This window comes from Orlajensenia flava (assembly GCF_004801905.1).
Taxonomy (GTDB): domain Bacteria; phylum Actinomycetota; class Actinomycetes; order Actinomycetales; family Microbacteriaceae; genus Orlajensenia; species Orlajensenia flava.
On record NZ_SSSN01000003.1, the window covers coordinates 960172 to 979502 of the forward strand.

A 19331-nucleotide genomic window follows, 5' to 3' on the forward strand; every position below is an offset into this window, starting at 1 on the left:
GAGCCTCAGCCGCGACGGGTGGCGTCCTGAACCTCGCCCACGAGCTCCTCGATGATGTCCTCGAGGAACAGCACGCCCGTCGTCTCGCCGTCGGCGTCGAACGCCTGGGCGAGGTGGGCTCCGCTCCGACGCATGGCCGCGAGCGCATCCTCGAGGTCGGTGCCCTCGTAGATCGCCGCGAGCTGACGGATGCGCTTGGTCGGCACGGGGCGGTCCGCCTTCTCGGCGTCGGCGATGTCGAGGTCGAGCACGTCCTTGAGGTGCAGGTACCCGGCCGGTGCGCCGTCGGCGTCCACCACGAGGTAGCGCGAGAAACCGTGCTTGGCCACGGCGCGTTCGACATCCGTCGGCGTCAGTCCCTCACCCAGGGAGACGACCTCGGCGAGTGGGATGGCGACGTCCTCCACCTTCTTCGTCGTGAACTCGAACGCCGCCTTGAGGGCGCCGGAGCGATCCTGGAGCACCCCCTCGCGCTGCGACTGGCTGACGATGGTGGCCACCTCGTCGAGTGTGAACGTGCTGTTTGCCTCTGATTTCGGCTCCACTCCGAACAGGCGGAGGGCGCCATTGGCGATGGCGTTGAGCGCGCCGATCACGTGTCGGAACATGCGGGCGATCGCCACAAGCGGCGTCGCGAGCAGCAGCACGGCCTTGTCGGGTGCGCCGAAGGAGAGGTTCTTGGGAACCATCTCGCCGAGCACGACGTGCAGGTAGGAGACCACGACGAGGGCGACGATGAACGCGACCGTGCCGATCACCTCCTCCGACCAGCCGGTCAGACCCAGCGGGCCCTCGAGCAGGTGGTGGATGGCGGGCTCGGAGACGTTCAGGATGATCAGCGAGCACACCGTGATGCCGAGTTGGCAGGCGGCCAGCATGAGGGTCGCGTGCTCCATCGCCCAGAGCGCGGTCTTCGCCCGCCTGCTGCCCTTCTCGGCCAGCGGCTCTATCTGGGAGCGGCGGGCCGAGATGACGGCGAACTCGCTACCGACGAAGAAGGCGTTCACCGCGAGGAGGATGAACAGCCAGAGGATGCCGATCCAGTCGCTCATCGGGTCGCCTCCTCGTCATCGCGCGCCGTGAACCGCAACCGGTCGATGCGGCGGCCATCGAGGCGCTCGACGCGCAGCTCGCCGCCATCCGTCAGCACGGTGTCGCCGACGACGGCGAGCCGTCCGAGCCGAGCCAGGACGTAGCCGGCCACCGTCTCGTAGTCACCGTCCTCCGGCACGACGATGCCGGTGCGCTCGCGCAGCTCGTCCGGACGCAGGATGCCGGGGAACGCGATCGAGTCCGCTCGCCGCACCACGCCCGCCCGGGAACGGTCGTGCTCGTCGGCCACCTCGCCGATGAGTTCCTCGACGAGGTCCTCCAAGGTCGCGACGCCGGCGGTTCCGCCGTACTCGTCGAGCACGACGGCCATCTGGTAGCCCCGGCCACGCAGCTCGCCGAGGAGCGTGTCGAGGCCCATGGTCTCGGGCACGCGCAGCGCGTCGGACTGCAGCGCCGAGACCGGCACGTCCGCCCGACGGGCACGAGGAACGGCCATGGCCTGCTTGACGTGCACGACGCCGACGACGTCGTCCACGTCCTCGTCGATGACGGGGAACCGCGAGTGGCCGGTCTGAGCGGCGAGGGAGAGCACGGATGCCGCGGACTCGCCGCGCTGGATGCTCACCAATCGAGGGCGCGGGGTCATGACATCCGCCGCCGAGTGGTCTGAGAACAGGAGCGTGCGGTTGAGCAGGGTGGCGGTGTCGCTCTCGAGCAGGCCCGCGCTGGCGGATCGACGCACGAGGCTGGAGAGCTCCTCCGCGGTGCGGGCTCCGGAGAGCTCCTCCTTCGGCTCGATGCCGAACATCCGCAGCAGTCCGTTGGCGCTTCCGTTGAGCAGCAGCACAGCGGGCTTGAAGACCGTGGTGAACACCGTCTGGAAGGGGATGACGACCTTCGCGGCCTGACGCGGCAGCGCGAGGGCGAAGTTCTTGGGAATCAGCTCGCCGACGATCATCGAGAGGAGCGTGGCCACCGACACCGCGACGATCGTGGCGATCGGGACCATGACGGGCGCCGGGACGCCCCAGGCCTCGAACGGTCCAGCGAGCAGCGACGTGATGGCCGGTTCCATGGTGTAGCCGGTGAGCAGGGTCGTCAGCGTGATGCCGAGCTGGGCACTGGAGAGGTGCGTCGAGGTGATCGCGAGCGCCGAGATGGTCATGCTCAGTCGCGTCTCGCCGCGTTCGCGTCGCGCTTCGAGGTCGGCGCGGTCGAGGTTGACGAGTGCGAACTCGCTCGCCACGAAGAAGCCCGTGCCCACGGTCAGGATGAGGCCGATGCCGAGGAGGATCCACTCAGACACGGGCGATACCCCCCAGGTTCACGGGCGAGGGTCTGTGGCCGGGGATGCTACTGGGCGGGTCGTCCATCGTGCTTCCATCCTAACGGCCGCGCGTGCCATCGCCCGTGCCCGCGGTCGAGTTGACGACAACTGTCGCTCAGCCTCCCCGGGGCCGACAGTTGTCGTCAACTCGGTGAGGAGGTCGGCCGGGAAGGTGTCGGCAACGGAGGGGCGAAGCGAGGTGGGCGCCCGCTACCAGCTGACCGGCAGGGCCTTGCCCTCCTCGTAGCCCGCGGCGCTCTGGATGCCGACGAGCGCGCGCTCGTGGAACTCCGGCACGGTCGAGGCGCCCGCGTAGGTGAACGAGCTCCGCACGCCGGCGGTGATCATGTCGAGCAGGTCCTCGACCGAGGGACGCAGGGGGTCGAGGAAGATGCGGCTCGACGAGATCCCCTCCGCGAACAGCTCCTTGCGCGCCAGCTCGAACGCGTCGAGGCGCCCGAAACGCTCGCGGACGGCCTTGGTCGACGCCATCCCCCAGCTCTCCTTGTAGAGCCGCCCGACGCCATCCGTCGCCAGTCGACCCGGCGCCTCGATGGTGCCGGCGAACCAGGAACCGATCATGACGGATGCCGCGCCCGCCGCGAGCGCGAGGGCGACGTCGCGCGGGTAGCGCACCCCGCCATCCGCCCAGACGTGCGCGCCGAGCTCTCGAGCTGCTGCAGCCGTCTCGAGCACGGCCGAGAACTGCGGCCGCCCGACCGCCGTCATCATGCGGGTCGTGCACATCGCGCCGGGTCCGACCCCGACCTTCAGGATGTCTGCTCCCGCAGCGACGAGGTCGGTGACGCCCTCCGCCGTGACGATGTTGCCCGCGACGATCGGGATGCCGAGATCGAGGTCCTTCACGATGCTGATCGCGCGGATCATGCCCGCCTGGTGGCCGTGAGCCGTGTCGATCACCAGCACGTCGACGCCCGCGGCAGCGAGTGCGCGCGCCTTGGCGGCCACGTCGCCGTTGATGCCGACCGCGCTGGCCACCTGCAGCCGACCGTCGCGATCCAGGCTCGGCGAGTAGATGGTCCCGCGCAGCGCGCTCTTGCGACTGAGCGTTCCGACCACCACGCCATGCCTCAGCACGGGAGCGAAGTCGAGGTCGGCGGCGGCCATGACGTCGAACGCCGCGCGAGGGGAGGTCACGTCCTCGGCGTCGAGCGAGGTCAGTCGTCCGTGCAGCAGGTCGCCCAGGCGCGCATCCGGAAGCGCCGTCTCCAACCGGGCGGCGGCGATGCAGCCGAGGTAGGCGTCATCGGCGTCGTGGATGACGATTCCGTGACCGGCGACGGCCGGTACCCGCACGAGCGCCTCAGCCACCGTGTCATCGGGCCCCATAACATGCGGGGTGTCGTAGGCCACCGGCTGGTCCTTGACCCAGCGGATGGCCGCATCCAGGTCCTGCAGGGGCATGTCCTGCGGGAGGACGCCGAGACCACCGCGCCGCGCGAGGGTGGCGGCCAGGCGCGGTCCGGTGACGGAGTTCATGTTCGCGGAGACGATCGGGATGCTCGCAGCCGTACCGTCACCGGGTGCCAACGAGACGTCGAAGCGGCTGCGCAGGTCGGAGTGGCTCGGTACGAGGAAGACGTCGGAGTAGGTCAGATCGTGCGTCGGTGTCGTCTGGTAGAACTCCATGAAACCCACGGTAGACCGTGTGCATGGCCCACGCCCTCATCATTCGGGTTTAGGCTTGGGACGGTGCGCGTGAGGCCCCTTCTCGGCCCGCGCCGAACATTGCGGAAACTACGAAGAGAGTGGGCGATCGGCTGTGTCGAGCCAATTGACCGGTACCAATTCAGACGAGACCGCGGCAGCCGAATTCGGCGCCAACGAGTGGCTCGTCGAGGAGATGTACGAACAGTACGTCGCCGACAAGAACTCGGTCGATCCGGCATGGTGGCCGACGTTGGAGACCTACCACCAGGGCCGTGGCGCGCAGAACGGAGCGGGTAGCGGCGCAGCACCCGCTGAACCGACACCGGCCGCACCAGCAGCCCCCGCATCATCGGCGCCCGCACCAGCAGCTCCCGCATCATCGGCGCCCGCACCAGCAGCTCCCGCGCCCGCGGCACCCCCGGCGGCCGACGCCCCCCAGCAGGCGCACCCCGTCACGGCACCCATCCCCGTGATCGGCTCGCAGCCCGCCGCGCGCACGACATCCGTCGCCCCCAAGCCCGAGCCCGTTCCCGCAGACATCCCCATCACGAGCCCGCAGCCGGTCATCTCCGACGGTGCCGTCGACCAGCGCCAGGACGAGGTCCTCGCACTCAAGGGCATGGCCAAGAGCCTCGCGGCCAACATGGACACCAGCCTCACCGTTCCGACGGCGACGAGCGTGCGCACCATCCCGGCCAAGCTGATGATCGACAACCGCATCGTCATCAACAACCACCTGCGCCGTTCGCGCGGCGGCAAGGTCAGCTTCACGCACCTCATCGGCTGGGCGCTCATCCAGGCCCTCAAGGTGTTCCCGAGCCAGAACGTCTATTACAGCGAGGTCGACGGCAAGCCATCCGTCGTCAAGCCCGCGCACGTCGGCCTGGGCATCGCCATCGACATCCCCAAGCCCGATGGCTCGCGAGCCCTGCTCGTGCCGGCTATCAAGCGCGCCGACACGATGACGTTCGGCGAGTACCTGGCCGCGTACGAGGACCTCGTGCAGCGGGCCCGAACCAACAAGCTCACCGCCGACGACTTCTCGGGCGCATCGATCTCGCTCACCAACCCGGGCGGCATCGGAACCGTGCACTCCGTGCCTCGGCTCATGAAGGGCCAGGGCTGCATCATCGGTGCGGGCGCCCTCGAGTATCCCGCCGAGTTCCAGGGCTCCAGCGAGAAGACCCTCGCCGGCCTCGCCATCGGCAAGACCATCACCCTCACCAGCACCTACGACCACCGCGTCATCCAGGGGGCCGGCTCCGGCGAGTTCCTCAAGATCGTGCACGAGCTGCTCACCGGCCAGCGCACCTTCTACTCCGACATCTTCGCGGCCCTGCGCATCCCCTACGCCCCCATCGAGTGGGCTCCCGACATCTCCGTCGACATCGCGAGCGCCATCGACAAGACCGCTCGCGTGCAGGAGCTCATCAACGCCTTCCGCGTCCGCGGTCACCTGATGGCGGATGTCGACCCCCTCGAGTACGTGCAGCGTTCTCACCCCGACCTGGACATCTCCAGCCACGGGCTGACCTTCTGGGACCTCGACCGCGAGTTCGTCACCGGCGGCTTCGGCGACAAGCGATCCGCGCTGCTGCGCGACATCCTCGGCGTGCTCCGCGACTCCTACTGCCGCACAACGGGCATCGAGTACATGCACATCCAAGACCCGGCGCAGCGCGCGTGGATCCAGGGCAAGGTCGAGCGCAAGTACGAGAAGCCGACCCACGACGAGCAGATGCGCATCCTGGGCAAGCTCAACGAGGCCGAGGCGTTCGAGACCTTCCTGCAGACCAAGTACGTCGGCCAGAAGCGGTTCAGCCTCGAGGGCGGCGAGTCGACCATCGCGCTGCTCGACATCATCCTCGAGGGCGCCGCTCGCGACGGCCTCGACGAGGTCGCGATCGGCATGGCCCACCGCGGTCGTCTCAACGTGCTCACCAACATCGCCGGAAAGACGTACGGCCAGGTGTTCCAGGAGTTCGAGGGACACATGGGGGGCAACGGCTCCGGCGACGTGAAGTACCACCTCGGCACCGAGGGCACCTTCACAGGAGCCGACGGGGAGGAGATCGGCGTCTACCTCGCCGCCAACCCCTCGCACCTCGAGGCCGTTGACGGCGTGCTCGAGGGAATCGTGCGCGCCAAGCAGGACCGCAAGCCCATCGGCACCTACTCGACGCTGCCTGTCCTCATCCACGGCGACGCGGCCATGGCCGGCCAGGGAATCGTCGTCGAGCAGATGCAGATGTCGCAGCTGCGCGGCTACCGCACCGGCGGCACCATCCACGTCAACATCAACAACCAGGTGGGCTTCACCACGCCGCCGACCGATGCCAGGACGTCGGTGTACTCGACGGATGTCGGCAAGACCATCCAAGCGCCGATCTTCCACGTGAACGGCGACGATCCCGAGGCCGTCGTCCGCGTCGCGGAGCTGGCCTACGAATTCCGTCAGGAGTTCCACAAGGACGTCGTCATCGACCTCATCTGCTACCGCCGCCGCGGGCATAACGAGGGCGACGACCCGTCGATGACGCAGCCGCTGATGTACAACCTCATCGAGGCCAAGCGCAGCGTCCGCAAGCTCTACACCGAAGCCCTCGTCGGTCGCGGCGACATCACCGAGGAGGAGTACGAGCAGGCGCACGCCGACTTCCAGGACCGCCTCGAGCGCGCCTTCCAGGAGACGCACGACGCGGCGACCGGCGCGATGCCCATGATCCTGCAGGGCGACGAGTCGGATGCCGCCGGCGAGCCCGAGGTGACCGGTGTGCCGGAGCAGGTCGTGCAGCTCATCGGCGACGCCTTCAATAACAAGCCGGCCGGGTTCACCGTGCACCCCAAGCTCGCGCAGCTTCTGGCCAAGCGCGAGGACATGAGCCGCAACGGCAACATCGACTGGGGCTTCGGCGAGCTTCTCGCCCTCGGGTCACTCCTCGTCGAGGGCACTCCCGTGCGTTTCGCCGGCCAGGACGCTCGTCGCGGAACCTTCGTGCAGCGCCACGCCGTGCTCCACGACCGCGTCAACGGCCAGGAATGGCTGCCGCTGGCCAACCTCAGCGACAACCAGGCCCGGTTCTGGATCTACGACTCGCTGCTCAGCGAGTACGCGGCGATGGGCTTCGAGTACGGCTACTCGGTGGAGCGAGCGGATGCCCTCGTGTTGTGGGAGGCGCAGTTCGGTGACTTCGCCAACGGCGCCCAGACCATCATCGACGAGTTCGTCTCCTCGGCGGAACAGAAGTGGGGCCAGCGCTCGAGCGTCGTGCTCCTGCTGCCGCACGGCTACGAGGGCCAGGGACCCGACCACTCCTCCGCGCGCATCGAGCGCTTCCTGCAGTTGTGCGCCGAGAACAACATGACCGTTGCGCGCCCCTCGACGCCCGCGTCCTACTTCCACCTGCTGCGCCGCCAGGCCTACGCCCGCCCGCGCCGCCCGCTCGTCGTCTTCACGCCGAAGTCCATGCTGCGCCTGCGGGGAGCGACCAGCCCGGTGGAGGACTTCACCAGCGGACGCTTCGAGCCCGTGCTGGACGACCCGAATATCGGCGACGCGTCAGCGGTCAAGCGCGTGTTGTTCATGGCGGGCAAGATCTACTACGACCTGCGCGCCGAGCTCGACAAGAACCCGAATCCGGAGATCGCCCTCGTGCGCATCGAGCAGTTCTATCCGCTGCCCGGCGCGGAACTGAAGGAGATCGCCGCCCGGTACCCCGACGCCGAGCTGTACTGGGTGCAGGACGAGCCCGAGAACCAGGGCGCTTGGCCGTTCTTCATCCTCGAGACCAGCAAGATGGGGCCGCGTCCGGTCGGGGTCATCTCACGTCCCGCATCCGCCTCCCCCGCCGCCGGCTCGGCCAAGCGTCACGCCGTGGAGCAGGCCGAGATCATCAAGGCCGCGCTGACCCTCTGATCTCCTCGGGCTCGGTGGCCGCTCGGGACAGTTTCGACGGCCACCAGATCGCGCGACCGATGTCGTACGAGATCGCGGGCACCAGCAGCGACCGCACGAGGAACGTGTCGAGCAGCACGCCGAACGCGACGATGAACGAGATCTGAGCCAGGAACAGGATGGGCAGCACGCCGAGCGCTGCGAAGGTCGCTGCCAACACCACGCCGGCCGAGGTGATGACTCCTCCGGTCACGACGAGCCCCCGCAGCACCCCGTCGCGGGCGCCGTGGAGCGCGGCCTCCTCGCGCACCCTCGTCATGAGGAAGATGTTGTAGTCCACGCCGAGGGCGACGAGGAACACGAACGCGAACAACGGCACCACGGGATCCGCTCCGGCGAAATGGAAGACCTCGTTGAAGACGATGGCGGAGACGCCGAGGGCAGCCGCGAAGGAGATCACCACGGTCGCGATCAGCAGTAGCGGAGCGACGATCGCCCGCAGCAGCAGCATGAGGATCAGCAGGATGACGACCAGCACGAGCGGGATGATGAGGTTGCGGTCGTGGATGGCGGCGGTCTTGGTGTCGAGCGCGACGGCGGTCTGGCCGCCGACGAGGATGTCGCTCGAGACAGCCGACAGCTTGTCTCGCAGCTGCACGACCACCGCCTCGGCGGCGTCGGAGTCGCTCGCGTAGTCGAGGGTCGCCTGCAGCTCGACACGTCCGTCGGCCACGGTCGGTGCCGGAACCGGGGTTCCGGTCGGCCCAACGGCCTGGATCCCCTCGCCCGTCACGGGAGCGGAGCCGGATGGCGAATCAGCCGATACCACGGCGAGCGAGTCGACGCCGTCGACCGTCAAGGCCGCATCTGCGGCGTCCTGCAGGCTCGACTCGGGGGCGATGATGATCGCCGGCGTTCCCGACCCCGCCGGGAAGTGCTCGCCCAGCACCTTCTGCCCGTCGCGAGCCTGCGACGAGCCGAGCACGAACTCGCTCGCCGGAACCCCATCCGCCTTCAGCTGCGTCATGCCGAGCGCCAGCACGAGCAGAAGCAGCGTCGAGCCGATCCAGAGCAGTCTGCGACGGCGGGCGACGAAGCGCGCGACCGCCGGCCAGACCCCCTTGCGAGCGATGACGTCGTCAGGAGCGGTATGGGCGCCGACGCGCGGGCGCACGGGCCAGAACGCCACCCGGCCGGCCCACAGGAGGAGTGCGGGCAGCAGGGTGAGCGCGGCGAGGATGGCGAGCGCGATGCCGATCGCCGCGACCGGCCCGAGGATCTTGTTCGAGTTCAGCTCGCTGACCAGCAGCATGAGCACGCCGGCGATGACCGTCCCACCCGACGCGACGATGGGTTCCCACGCGCCCTTCAGGGCTCGCAGCGTGGCCTCCCACTTGCCGTCGACGGTATGGAGCGCCTCACGGTACCGGGAGATGTAGAGCAGCGAGTAGTCGGTGGCCGCGCCGATCACCAGGATGAACAGGATGCCCTGCGTCTGCCCGTTGATGACCAGGATGTCGGCGCGCGCCAGGGCGACGACGACGAGGACGGATGCGCACAGCGCCGACAGGCTCGTGCCCAGCACGATGATCGGCAGCAGCGGAGACCGGTAGACGATGACGAGGATGAGGAACACGGCTCCGAACGCGACGCCCAGGAGTATCCCGTCGATTCCGGCGAAGGCTCCCGCGAGGTCGGTGGTGAAGCCGGCCGGCCCCGTCACGGCAGCGGTGAGGCCCTCGTCGTCGGATGACGCCAGCCGATCGCGGAGCGCTCCGACCACATCCTTGCTGTCGGCGGATCCGTCGATCTGCACGAACACCTCGGCGGCCTTCCCGTCCTCCGAGATGACAGCGGGCGACACGCCGTCGTCGATGACGCCGTCGATGTCGGCGAAGGCGTCGGCGTCGGCGGCGATCGACTTCTTGTCCGCGCTCGTCAGCGCCCCGTCACGCGAGTAGACGACGATCGCGGGGATGACGTCCTTATCGCGGAAGTCGTCCTGCAGCGACTGGACCTTGGTCGCCTCGGAGTCGGAGGGGAGGAATTGAGCCTGGTCGTTGACGACCACCTGGCTGAGACCGCCGAACGAGGCGCCCCCGGCTCCGAACAGGGCGAACCAGACGAGGATGAGGACGGCGGGAATGACGACGCGCAGCCAACGGGGAACCTTCACGTCATGATGCTAACCGAGTTAGCGAAAGCGGCGCTCGGTCGGGCGCAGACCGGGCTAGTGCGTGGCCTGGATCTCGCGGATGGAGAACAGCACTTGGGCGCGCAGCGTCTCGGGCGCCGTCTCGCGGCAGGCGCGCTGCACGGCCTCGGTCAGCACTCGGCCGACGTGGTGCTCCGATGTGCAGTCGGCGCAGTTGGCGAGGTGTTCGCGGATGTCCTGCACGTCGGACGCGCAGAGCTCGTTGTGCAGGTACTCCTCGAGTTCGGCCTTGGCCTTGTCGCAACCGCAGTCGGTCATGTCGTGCTCCTGGTCTGGGCGGAGGCGCGCGGACCGGCGAGGCCGATCCCCTGCTCCGCGGCGTATTCGGCGAGGGACTCGCGAAGCATCCGCCTGCCACGATGCAGGCGGCTCATCACGGTGCCGATGGGGGTCTTCATGATGTCGGCGATCTCCTGGTAGGCGAAGCCCTCCACGTCGGCCAGGTACACGGCCAAGCGGAAGTCCTCGGGAATCGCCTGCAGCGCATCCTTCACGGCACTGTCGGGCAGGTGGTCGATGGCCTCGGCCTCCGCGGAACGGCTCGATGATGCCGTCGTGGAGGTCGCGCCGCCGAGCTGCCAGTCCTCGAGCTCGTCGATGGTGCCCTGGTAGGGCTCGCGCTGCTTCTTGCGGTAGGTGTTGATGAAGGTGTTCGTGAGGATGCGGTAGAGCCAGGCCTTGAGGTTGGTGCCCTGCTCGAACTGCCGGAAGGCGGCGAACGCCTTCACGAAGGTCTCCTGCACGAGGTCCGCGGCATCCGCGGGGTTCTTGGTCATGCGCATCGCGGCCGCGTAGAGCTGGTCCATGAACGGAAGCGCCTGCTCTTCGAACAGTGCTCCGAGGTCGGGCTCGCTGGTGCCTTCAGATTGCGCATTCATCACGGGCAATCCTAGGCTCTGCCGCACCAGAGGTCTCTCGAGGACGGTTGCACCTGCCACCGGGACCTCCACTCATCGGATCGCACCGGTGTTGATCACCGGCTATCGTTGCAACCGATGCAGATCTCCCGGTATTCCGCACCTGAATTCGACCCCTACGGCGACAACCGGCCCGAGGAGTCGACGGAGTTGTGGGCCGCACCGGTGGCGTCCGAACCGATCGTCGCCGCGGTGAAGCTGCCGGGCTCGAAATCGCTGACCAATCGAGAGCTGGTTCTCTCCGCCCTCGCGGATGCGCCCAGCCTGCTGCGGCGGCCGTTGCACTCGCGCGACAGCGCGCTCATGGTGCAGGCGCTGCGCTCCCTCGGCACGCGCATCGTCGAGGTGGACGGCGAAGGGCCCGACCCCGACCTGCTCGTCACGCCGGGCGAACTCCTCGGCTCGACGACGATCGACTGCGGCCTGGCCGGCACGGTCATGCGCTTTCTTCCTCCCCTTGCCGGGCTCGCACTCGGCCCGACGACGTTCGACGGCGACGAGGGCGCCCGCATCCGTCCGATGGCGGCGACCATCGGTTCGCTCCGAGACCTCGGCGTCGACATCGACGACAACGGCCGCGCCGTCCTTCCCTTCACGGTGCACGGCACCGGCAGGATCGCGGGAGGCGACGTGTCGATCGACGCGTCCTCCTCGAGCCAGTTCGTCTCGGGACTCCTGCTGGCCGCCGCCCGGTTCGACGACGGTCTGCATCTGCGGCACTCCGGCGAGCGCCTGCCGAGCCAGCCGCACATCGAGATGACCATCGCCGCCCTCGCCGCACGTGGAGTCCTCGTCGAGGAGCCCGCCGTCGGCGAGTGGATCGTCGCGCCGGGAGCGATCGCCGGCCGCGAGGTCGACATCGAGCCCGACCTCTCCAACGCCGCCCCGTTCCTCGCCGCAGCACTCGTGACCCGCGGCAGCGTCACCATCCCGGACTGGCCGGAGCAGACCACGCAGGTCGGCGACGAGCTGCTGCGGCTGCTCCCTCTCTTCGGTGCCACCGTCATCCGCGACGGCTCGCTCGTGACGGTTCGCGGCGGCGATCGCATCCTGCCGGTCGAGCTGCACCTGCCAGAAGCCGGTGAGCTCGCGCCGAATCTCGTGGCACTCGCAGCCCTCGCCAACGGCACGAGCACCATCACGGGCATCGGCCACATCCGACACCACGAGACCGACCGCCTGGCTGCCCTCGCCGCCGAGATCAACGGCCTCGGCGGCCGCGTCACCGAGCTCGACGACGGGCTCATGATCGAGCCGGCGCCCCTGCACGGAGGTGTCTGGCGCAGCTACGCCGACCACCGGACGGCCACGTCCGGTGCCATCATCGGCCTCGCCGTTCCCGGCGTCGACGTGCACGACATCGGCTCGACGGCCAAGACGCTCCCGGCCTTCCCGCAGCTGTGGCACGAGATGCTGCACGGTGCGCCCGCGACGCAGTTCGAACCGTTCAGCCTGACCCTATGAGCTGGTGGGAGACGGACGACGACGAGGACGAACCGGAGTTCGACGAGTCCGACGTCCGGGTCAGGCCCAACCCCAAGGGGAATCGGCCGCGTACCAAGGTGCGGCCCGAGTACGCCCAGGCCATCACAGCGCGCGTGCTCGGAGTCGACCGCGGACGCTATACGGTCATGGTCGGAGAGAACACCGACGACGAGCACGAGGTCACGGCGGCCCGCGCTCGCGAGCTCCGCAAGCAGGCGATCGTCACCGGCGACCGGGTCGACCTGGTCGGCGACACCACCGGAGACGACGGCACCCTCTCGCGCATCGTGCGCATCCAGCCGCGCACGACTCTTCTGCGACGCAGCGCCGACGACACCGATGCCGTTGAGCGCGTCGTCGTCGCCAATGCCGACCAGATGCTCATCGTCGTCGCCGCCGCCAATCCCGAGCCGCGCATCCGCTTGGTCGACCGTTACCTGGTCGCCGCCTTCGACGCGGGCATCACCCCGATGCTGTGCGTCACCAAGACGGATGTCGCCGACCCGGCGGAGTTCCTGGCCAACTTCGCCGGTCTCGACCTACGTGTCTTCACGAGCAGGCAGGACGCCATGCCGCTCGCCGAGATCACGGATGCCCTGACCGGCCACGACACCGTCTTCGTCGGGCACTCGGGTGTCGGCAAGTCGACGCTCGTCAACGCGCTCATCCCAGGTTCCGACCGCGCGACCGGAGTGGTCAACACCGTCACCGGGCGGGGCAGGCACACGTCGTCGTCGACGGTCTCCCTGCGTCTTCCGGAAGGCGATGGCTGGGTGATCGACACCCCGGGCGTGCGCTCCTTCGGTCTCGGCCACGTCAACCCCGACAACATCCTGCGCGCCTTCACCGACCTCGCGGCCGTGGCGGAGGAGTGTCCACGCGGCTGCACGCACCTGCCCGATGCGCCGGACTGCGCCATCAACGAGGCCGTCGAGGCCGGGGAGCTCGGAGAGAGCGGGCCCGCACGATTGGACTCGCTGCAGCGACTGCTGTTGACTTTCCGATCATGACCGACACGACCGCCACCACCCGCCTCCAGCCCGGCGACACCGCGCCCGCCTTCACCCTCATGGCCGACGACGGCGCATCCGTCTCCCTCGCCGACTACGCCGGCGGCCCCGTCATCCTGTACTTCTACCCCGAGGCGATGACGCCGGGCTGCACGACGCAGGCCTGCGACTTCCGCGACAACCTGGGCTCGCTGCAGGGCGCCGGCTACACGGTCCTGGGTGTCTCGAAGGACTCTGTCGCCAAGCTCGCACGATTCCGCGAGGAGGACCACCTCACCTTCCCGCTCCTCTCCGACGAGGACCTCACCGTTCACCGTCTCTACGGCACCTGGGGCGAGAAGAACTCCTACGGGCGCATCGTGACGGGCAGCATCCGTTCGACCTTCGTCATCGACGCCGATGGACGCATCTCGCACACGTTCTACAGCACGAAGGCGACCGGCCACGTGGCGATGCTGCGCTCGAAGCTCGGCATCAGCTGACGGCGTCGCACTCCTCGGGGCGTGCGAATCCTGCGCGTACCGACGGCGTGAGCAGCAGCACCATGACGACGACGGATGGCACGAGCAGCGCCCATCCGATGTCGGCGCGCGCGTAGAGGCCCTGGAAGCATCCGACCGCCACGGCGACCTGAAGCACCTGCCAGGTGAAGGCAGCCCCGCGGATCCACGGCGCTCCCCGGAGCGATCCGATCGCGATGGCGATCACGAACGCCGCAGCGGCCAGCACCAGCACGAACAGGGCGATCGCGCTCGCGACCGAGTCCGCCGGCGCGCTCACGAGCTCGAATACCAGCCACACCGCGACGCCGACGATGAGCGCGGCCTCGGCGAACAACAGCACGCGCAACAGCACGATCAGGGGCCGGTTCACAGCGCAGTCTCATACAAAGCTATTGATCACGTTCCACTACTATGCGACGATTGTCGTCGGCCAAGTTTTGCTCACAGGGACGTGAGCGTTGCTCTCACGAGTTTACTTCCTGCAACTTGAGCTGTTTGGATCCCTTGCATTCGTGGCGATACGCCCATGCACCCGCAACAAAGGAGCACCCCCATGGACTGGCGCGACAAGGCCGCCTGCCTCACCGCTGACCCCGAGCTGTTCTTCCCGGTGGGAAACACCGGGCCGGCCGTCGATCAGATCGAGAAGGCGAAGTCCGTCTGCGCCCGGTGCACCGTCACCGAGGTCTGCCTGCAGTACGCACTCGAGACCGGTCAGGACTCCGGCGTCTGGGGCGGCCTCTCCGAGGACGAGCGCCGCGCCCTCAAGCGCCGCGCCGCCCGCGCCCGCCGCGCCTCCTGACGCAGGCGCACCGACGGTCCGAGGGCTACGTCCCGGGCCTGTGACTGAGGCCGTGATTCAGGCCATCCGACTCAACTCTTCGTCGACAACCAGCGCATCGGGATGTCGATCGTCACCTCGGTGCCCCTGCCGAGCACGGTGTGCCAGTCGATGGTTCCACTGAGCTCGCCCTGGATGAGCGTGCGCACGATCTGAGTGCCGAGGCCCGAACCGACCTTGCCCTCCGGCAGGCCGGATCCGGTGTCGCGCACCTTCACGCTGAGGGTGTCGTCGGAGCGCGACGCGATGATCTCGACGTCGCCCTCCTGGCCCGCCAGGCCGTGCTCGACGGCGTTGGTGACCAGCTCCGTCAGCGCCAGCGCAAGCGGGGTGGCGTATTCGCTCGGCAGCACGCCGAAGCTGCCCGACGACTTCGGATGCACGGTCGTGTTGTGGCTCGACGCCACCTCGGCGATGAGCAGCAGCACACGATCGAACACGGCGTCGAAGTCGACGCTCTGCGCCAGACCCTCCGAGAGGGTGTCGTGCACCACGGCAATGGCGGCCACCCGACGCATGGCCTGCGAGAGCGCGTCGCGCGCCTCCTCGGAGTGGGTTCGCCTGGCCTGGATGCGGAGCAGCGACGCCACCGTCTGCAGGTTGTTCTTGACGCGATGGTGGATCTCGCGGATGGTCGCGTCCTTGGTGATGAGCTCCCGCTCCTGGTGCCGCAGCTCGCTGACGTCGCGGATGAGCACGATGGCGCCGATGCGCTCCCCCCGATTGCGCATGGGGATCGCCCGCAGCGAGACCGTGACACCGCGGGCCTCGACATCCGTCCTCCACGGAGCCCGGCCCGTCACGACCAGGGGAAGTGACTCGTCTACGACGAGGTCGCCGCTGAGCAGACGGGTGGTGACCTCCGCGAGCGACTCCCCCTCGAGCTCTTCGGCGAAGCCCATGCGGTTGAAGGCGGAGAGGGCGTTGGGGCTGGCGAAGTTCGTGATGCCGTCCACGTCCAGGCGGATGAGGCCGTCCGCCGCACGGGGAGCGCCGCGACGGGGCCCGGTGGGTGCGCCGAGGTCGGGGAAGTCTCCGCTCGCGATCATCTCGAAGAGGTCGGCTGCGCACTCGTTGAAGGTGAGCTCCTGGCGGCTCGGCGACCGGGTCTCGCTGAGGTTGGTATGGCGGGTGAGCACCGCGATGGGTCGATCCGTCACCTGCGAGGTGGTCGGGCTCAGCCGGCGCATCACCGGGACCGCGCGGACGCGCGTCGGCGTCTCCTCGTACCAGGCCGGAGCGAACGAGTCCACGATGCGCATGGTGTCGAACGCCTCGCTCACCTGGGCGACCCACTCGCTGCGGATGGCCTGTCCCACGAAGTCGCGGTAGAACAGCGTGGCGGCGCTCGACGGCCGTGCGTGCGCGACGGCGACGAACGAGCCGTCGGCCGACGGAACCCACAGCACGATGTCGGCGAAGGCGAGATCGGCCATGAGCTGTCCGTCCGCCACGAGCATGTGGAGCCAGTCCACGTCGGCCTGGGAGCTGCGCCCCTGGGCGAGCACGAGATCACTGAGCGTCGACACGTGCTCCAGCGTATCGGAGCTCATCCTCGACGAAGCGGGCCATGGCCTGCCGTGCTTTGGAGCGCGGCGCCTCGTCGCGGAGAGTGCGCGCGGAGAGCATCGCGGCATCGTGGGCCCGTTGGTCGTCGGGGATCAGGCAGGCGTCGTCGATGCCCCCGAACCGGCGAAGCGTCGCCCGCAGCTGGCCCGAGGCGCCGATGCCGACGGCTCCCCCGCGCACCCGGTTGATCACGACGCTCATGCGCGGAGCCTCCAGCAGCTCGACGAGGTCGCCGTAGGCCCGTAGGAAGCGCGGGAGGCCGACGGGGTCGGATGCGCCGACCGCCACCACGTGGTCGGATGCGCGCAACGCCGCGATCGTCGCTCCGTTGCGGTGCGGCGCGAACAGGTCGCTCGAGATCTCCTCGTCGGTCTCGAGGCAGAAGCCGGTGTCGATCACGAGGACCTCGCAGTCGCGACGGCACGCCGACACGACGGCCGAGACCCGCGACGCGCCCAGCTCGGGCCACCGCGACGCCCTGCTGATGCCGGTGAGCACGCGGAAGCCGCCGCCGCGGGATCGGTACGGCTGCGCGATGCGCGCGAGCTCGTCGGCCGTCAGCGCATCCGCCGCCGCCAGCCGGCACGCTGCGGCGAACCCGGGCGACTCGTCGACGAGGCCCAGCGCCGGAGCGATGGTGCCCCCGTAGCTGTCGGCGTCGGCGAGGATGACGTCCACGCCGCTCGCCGCCAGCTCGGCCGCGATGCCGATGGCGACGCTGGTGCGTCCCGGTGCGCCCGTCGGGCCCCAGACCGCGATGACGCGCGGGGCGTCGCCATCGGCGTCCGCTCTCGTGTCGATGGCCATCGGTGCTGCCGCACGCACGATGAGGAGGCCCTCGAGCTCATCCCAGCGCGCTCCGGAGTCCACCACGTCGACGAGCCCGACCTCCGCGGCGTGACGGCGTTCGCTCGGCGAGCCCGCCAAGGCGATCACGCGGATGCCGCCGGCGTCGCACGCGGCCAGCAGTTCTCGCCCGAGCCCGGAGTGCGAGGCGGTGGTGATGACGGCATCCGCCTGGATCCGGCCGACCTGGTCGGTGAACTCGCGCGCCGACTCGAGCCGCGCAACGACGGTGTGTCCGTGCTCGATGATGTCGGAGAGCAGGGCGTCCTCGGTGCGTCGGTCGAGGATCAGGACGAGGCGCGCCACGATTCACCCGGCCGATGGGACGATCGAGATCGCGGAGTCGCCCGCGATCGCCTCCAGGACCGATGCGACCTTCGCGGAGGGCACCAGCACGTCCACCGTCGTCGAGCGGGCGTCCGAGATGAGACCGCCCGAGTCGTGCGTCGCGACGATGGTCGCCTCTCCGACCAGCACGGCGGGTGGTCCGAAGTGCGACGAGTCGGTGGCCGGCGCTGCCCAGAGGTCGACGACGCTGCCCTCCACGACGGATGCGGGAAGCCGGTCGACGCTGACGACCACGGTGGAGTGACCGGCCTCCGAGGCCCGACCAACGACGGAGGTCGGCACGAGTTCGCCGGGCAGCACCGACCGAGTGGCGACGAAGCCACCGTCGGGCAAGTCGTCTACGGCGAGGTACTGCGCTCCGGCCGAGCCGAGCCGCACGCTGCGCACGACCAGGTCGGAGTCGTCGATGCGCTGGCCGACGCTGAGGGTTCCGCGGGCCGCGTACACCTGCGTCGTGTCGTCCACGGTCGCGACGATGGCGCACACGCCGATGACGGACCCGGCTACGAGCAGCACGCCGACGATGAAGCGCGGATCGATCCAGAACGAGCGTGGAGCGCGTGCTCCCGACGGGCGTGTAGTCATTCCGACCTCCGAATACCCATCGTGGCCAAACCGCACGGATCCCGTGAAAGTTATCCACAACGGTGAACGACAGGGGTCGTCTCCACACCGGCGGACGATAATGAACCACATGACCCCTGCTGCGCCCGATGATGGCGTCGCGCGGTTCCTCACCCTCGCCGACACCGCCGAGATCCTCTCGATCACCGTCTCCGAGGCCGACGAGCTCGTGCGATCCGGTGAGCTGCCCGCGATCCGGGTCGGCGGCGCCTGGCGGGTCGAGCGGGTGGTCCTCGAGAACTACATCGACGGCCAGTACGAGCAGGCGAGGCGAGCGGCACTCTGGCAGCAGAGCGACTTCGGCAACATCCCGGAGCTCTCCGGCGGTCGCATCCTCCGCCCTGACCCCCAAACCGACGCGGAGTGACGCGGCGACATCAACCGGCCAGTCGCAACAGCCGGATCTGCTCGAGCGGGACGATGCGGTACTGACGAACCGCGCGGTCGCGGCGGGGCGTACCGGCCTCGTGCACCGCGAGGTCGATGTGGTCGCGGCCGACGCGGTCGATGGTGCCGTGTACCGCTCCCCCGGCACTGAGGACCTCGACGGATGCCCGACGCCGGCAGAGGTCGCGCAGCACGAAGGGCAACCCGATGCGGTCGATGAGCCGGCCCTGCGCGTCGCTCGCGGTGTGCTCGAGGCTCGGGTCCACCTGCCCGCGGCCGAGGATCACGGCCGTGATCGCGCCGAACGGGACGATGCACTGCGGATGCCATGGCGAGCCGTCGATGACCTCCCCGGCCAGCCAATCGCGGCCGAAGGTCGTCGGACGGACGGTGACCGGCGTCCCTCCCAGCAGTTCGAAGCGGATGGCCGCGACGGCGCCGAGACCGCGGTCGGCAGAGAGCGCCATGAGCCGATCGCGTAATCCGAGTCGGCCGAGGCGCAGCCGCTCCTCTTCGACGCGCAGCTCGTTCTCCTCGGTCAGGAGCTCCTGTTCGAGCTGGCCCTCGAGATCGGCGAACAGGTCATCGAAGCGCATGACCGAACGTTAACGGCACACGCCTGAAGGCACCGGTAGTTATC

The 19331-nt window shown here is 69.0% G+C and carries 17 protein-coding genes; 6 read left to right on the plus strand and 11 right to left on the minus strand.

Translation table 11 applies throughout. The features are described 5' to 3' along the window. Positions 1–5 precede the first annotated feature (5 nt). The 3 genes from E6C70_RS06485 to guaB1 form a co-directional block, all read right to left on the minus strand. On the minus strand, positions 6–1052 hold the full coding sequence (locus E6C70_RS06485; protein WP_136423342.1) for a hemolysin family protein: 1047 nt from the start codon (positions 1050–1052) through the stop codon (positions 6–8). Next, positions 1049–2359 carry a hemolysin family protein gene (locus E6C70_RS06490; RefSeq protein ID WP_136423343.1) on the minus strand — a complete coding sequence of 437 codons (1311 nt, stop codon included), beginning with the start codon at positions 2357–2359 and terminating at the stop codon, positions 1049–1051. The genes E6C70_RS06485 and E6C70_RS06490 overlap by 4 nt, the downstream gene beginning before the upstream one ends. Before the next feature lie 231 nt (positions 2360–2590). Continuing rightward, positions 2591–4030 (minus strand): GMP reductase, encoded by a 1440-nt coding sequence (gene guaB1 / locus E6C70_RS06495; protein WP_136423345.1) that lies wholly within the window; start codon positions 4028–4030, stop codon positions 2591–2593. 133 nt (positions 4031–4163) lie between these two features. Here guaB1 and E6C70_RS06500 point away from each other — a divergent pair, with 133 nt between their 5' ends. Next, the gene (locus tag E6C70_RS06500) at positions 4164–7967 is read left to right on the plus strand and encodes a multifunctional oxoglutarate decarboxylase/oxoglutarate dehydrogenase thiamine pyrophosphate-binding subunit/dihydrolipoyllysine-residue succinyltransferase subunit (protein ID WP_136423347.1); all 3804 of its coding nucleotides are present in this window, start codon (positions 4164–4166) and stop codon (positions 7965–7967) included. On the opposite strand, the gene E6C70_RS06505 is transcribed toward E6C70_RS06500, so the two are convergent. Genes E6C70_RS06505 through E6C70_RS06515 form a run of 3 tightly spaced genes read right to left on the minus strand, consistent with a single transcriptional unit; the run spans position 7945 to position 11039 of the window. After that, positions 7945–10122, minus strand: coding sequence for an MMPL family transporter (locus E6C70_RS06505; protein ID WP_235833299.1), 2178 nt, complete (start codon positions 10120–10122; stop codon positions 7945–7947). The genes E6C70_RS06500 and E6C70_RS06505 overlap by 23 nt on opposite strands. A 54-nt stretch (positions 10123–10176) precedes the next feature. Further along, the gene (locus E6C70_RS06510) at positions 10177–10419 is read right to left on the minus strand and encodes a zf-HC2 domain-containing protein (protein ID WP_136423348.1); all 243 of its coding nucleotides are present in this window, start codon (positions 10417–10419) and stop codon (positions 10177–10179) included. Further along, the gene (locus E6C70_RS06515) at positions 10416–11039 is read right to left on the minus strand and encodes a sigma-70 family RNA polymerase sigma factor (protein ID WP_136423350.1); all 624 of its coding nucleotides are present in this window, start codon (positions 11037–11039) and stop codon (positions 10416–10418) included. The genes E6C70_RS06510 and E6C70_RS06515 overlap by 4 nt, the downstream gene beginning before the upstream one ends. A 117-nt stretch (positions 11040–11156) precedes the next feature. Between E6C70_RS06515 and aroA the strand changes: the two genes are divergently transcribed. Genes aroA through bcp form a run of 3 tightly spaced genes read left to right on the plus strand, consistent with a single transcriptional unit; the run spans position 11157 to position 14055 of the window. Next, positions 11157–12542, plus strand: coding sequence for a 3-phosphoshikimate 1-carboxyvinyltransferase (gene aroA, locus E6C70_RS06520; RefSeq protein ID WP_136423352.1), 1386 nt, complete (start codon positions 11157–11159; stop codon positions 12540–12542). Next, positions 12539–13573, plus strand: coding sequence for a ribosome small subunit-dependent GTPase A (gene rsgA, locus E6C70_RS06525; protein ID WP_136423354.1), 1035 nt, complete (start codon positions 12539–12541; stop codon positions 13571–13573). Before aroA ends, rsgA begins: the two co-directional genes overlap by 4 nt. Continuing rightward, positions 13570–14055, plus strand: coding sequence for a thioredoxin-dependent thiol peroxidase (gene bcp / locus E6C70_RS06530; protein ID WP_136423356.1), 486 nt, complete (start codon positions 13570–13572; stop codon positions 14053–14055). Before rsgA ends, bcp begins: the two co-directional genes overlap by 4 nt. Here the strand turns inward: bcp and E6C70_RS16635 are convergent. Further along, positions 14048–14446: a hypothetical protein gene (locus tag E6C70_RS16635; protein WP_168770836.1), complete on the minus strand. Its 399-nt coding sequence runs from the start codon at positions 14444–14446 to the stop codon at positions 14048–14050. The two genes, bcp and E6C70_RS16635, sit on opposite strands and share 8 nt — an antisense overlap. 183 nt (positions 14447–14629) lie before the next feature. On the opposite strand from E6C70_RS16635, the gene E6C70_RS06535 reads away from it, so the two are divergent. Continuing rightward, positions 14630–14878, plus strand: coding sequence for a WhiB family transcriptional regulator (locus E6C70_RS06535; protein ID WP_055788231.1), 249 nt, complete (start codon positions 14630–14632; stop codon positions 14876–14878). 71 nt (positions 14879–14949) lie between these two features. On the opposite strand, the gene E6C70_RS06540 is transcribed toward E6C70_RS06535, so the two are convergent. The 3 genes from E6C70_RS06540 to E6C70_RS06550 are packed head-to-tail and all read right to left on the minus strand — an operon-like array spanning position 14950 to position 18265. Then, complete coding sequence (locus E6C70_RS06540; protein ID WP_136423358.1) at positions 14950–16446, minus strand: sensor histidine kinase; 1497 nt, start codon at positions 16444–16446, stop codon at positions 14950–14952. Further along, entirely contained in the window at positions 16430–17638 is a 1209-nt protein-coding gene (locus tag E6C70_RS06545; RefSeq protein WP_136423360.1) for a CpaE/TadZ family protein, read from the minus strand. Before E6C70_RS06545 ends, E6C70_RS06540 begins: the two co-directional genes overlap by 17 nt. Positions 17639–17641: 3 nt before the next feature. Further along, entirely contained in the window at positions 17642–18265 is a 624-nt protein-coding gene (locus E6C70_RS06550; protein WP_136423362.1) for an SAF domain-containing protein, read from the minus strand. A gap of 109 nt (positions 18266–18374) precedes the next feature. Here E6C70_RS06550 and E6C70_RS06555 point away from each other — a divergent pair, with 109 nt between their 5' ends. Continuing rightward, positions 18375–18671 carry a helix-turn-helix domain-containing protein gene (locus tag E6C70_RS06555; protein WP_207670043.1) on the plus strand — a complete coding sequence of 99 codons (297 nt, stop codon included), beginning with the start codon at positions 18375–18377 and terminating at the stop codon, positions 18669–18671. A 10-nt stretch (positions 18672–18681) separates the two neighbouring features. Here E6C70_RS06555 and E6C70_RS06560 read toward each other — a convergent pair whose 3' ends face one another. After that, positions 18682–19287 carry a hypothetical protein gene (locus tag E6C70_RS06560; RefSeq protein ID WP_136423366.1) on the minus strand — a complete coding sequence of 202 codons (606 nt, stop codon included), beginning with the start codon at positions 19285–19287 and terminating at the stop codon, positions 18682–18684. Positions 19288–19331 lie beyond the last annotated feature (44 nt).

What these genes read in the sequence shown, in the direction of transcription:
- E6C70_RS06485 (WP_136423342.1), bottom strand. Translation starts at nt 1,052, where the DNA reads ATGAGCGACTGGATCGGCATCCTCTGGCTGTTCATCCTCCTCGCGGTG.
- guaB1 (WP_136423345.1), bottom strand. Translation starts at nt 4,030, where the DNA reads ATGGAGTTCTACCAGACGACACCGACGCACGATCTGACCTACTCCGAC.
- E6C70_RS06510 (WP_136423348.1), bottom strand. Translation starts at nt 10,419, where the DNA reads ATGACCGACTGCGGTTGCGACAAGGCCAAGGCCGAACTCGAGGAGTAC.
- E6C70_RS06515 (WP_136423350.1), bottom strand. Translation starts at nt 11,039, where the DNA reads ATGAATGCGCAATCTGAAGGCACCAGCGAGCCCGACCTCGGAGCACTG.
- aroA (WP_136423352.1), top strand. Translation starts at nt 11,157, where the DNA reads ATGCAGATCTCCCGGTATTCCGCACCTGAATTCGACCCCTACGGCGAC.
- rsgA (WP_136423354.1), top strand. Translation starts at nt 12,539, where the DNA reads ATGAGCTGGTGGGAGACGGACGACGACGAGGACGAACCGGAGTTCGAC.
- bcp (WP_136423356.1), top strand. Translation starts at nt 13,570, where the DNA reads ATGACCGACACGACCGCCACCACCCGCCTCCAGCCCGGCGACACCGCG.
- E6C70_RS06535 (WP_055788231.1), top strand. Translation starts at nt 14,630, where the DNA reads ATGGACTGGCGCGACAAGGCCGCCTGCCTCACCGCTGACCCCGAGCTG.
- E6C70_RS06550 (WP_136423362.1), bottom strand. Translation starts at nt 18,265, where the DNA reads ATGACTACACGCCCGTCGGGAGCACGCGCTCCACGCTCGTTCTGGATC.
- E6C70_RS06555 (WP_207670043.1), top strand. Translation starts at nt 18,375, where the DNA reads ATGACCCCTGCTGCGCCCGATGATGGCGTCGCGCGGTTCCTCACCCTC.
- E6C70_RS06560 (WP_136423366.1), bottom strand. Translation starts at nt 19,287, where the DNA reads ATGCGCTTCGATGACCTGTTCGCCGATCTCGAGGGCCAGCTCGAACAG.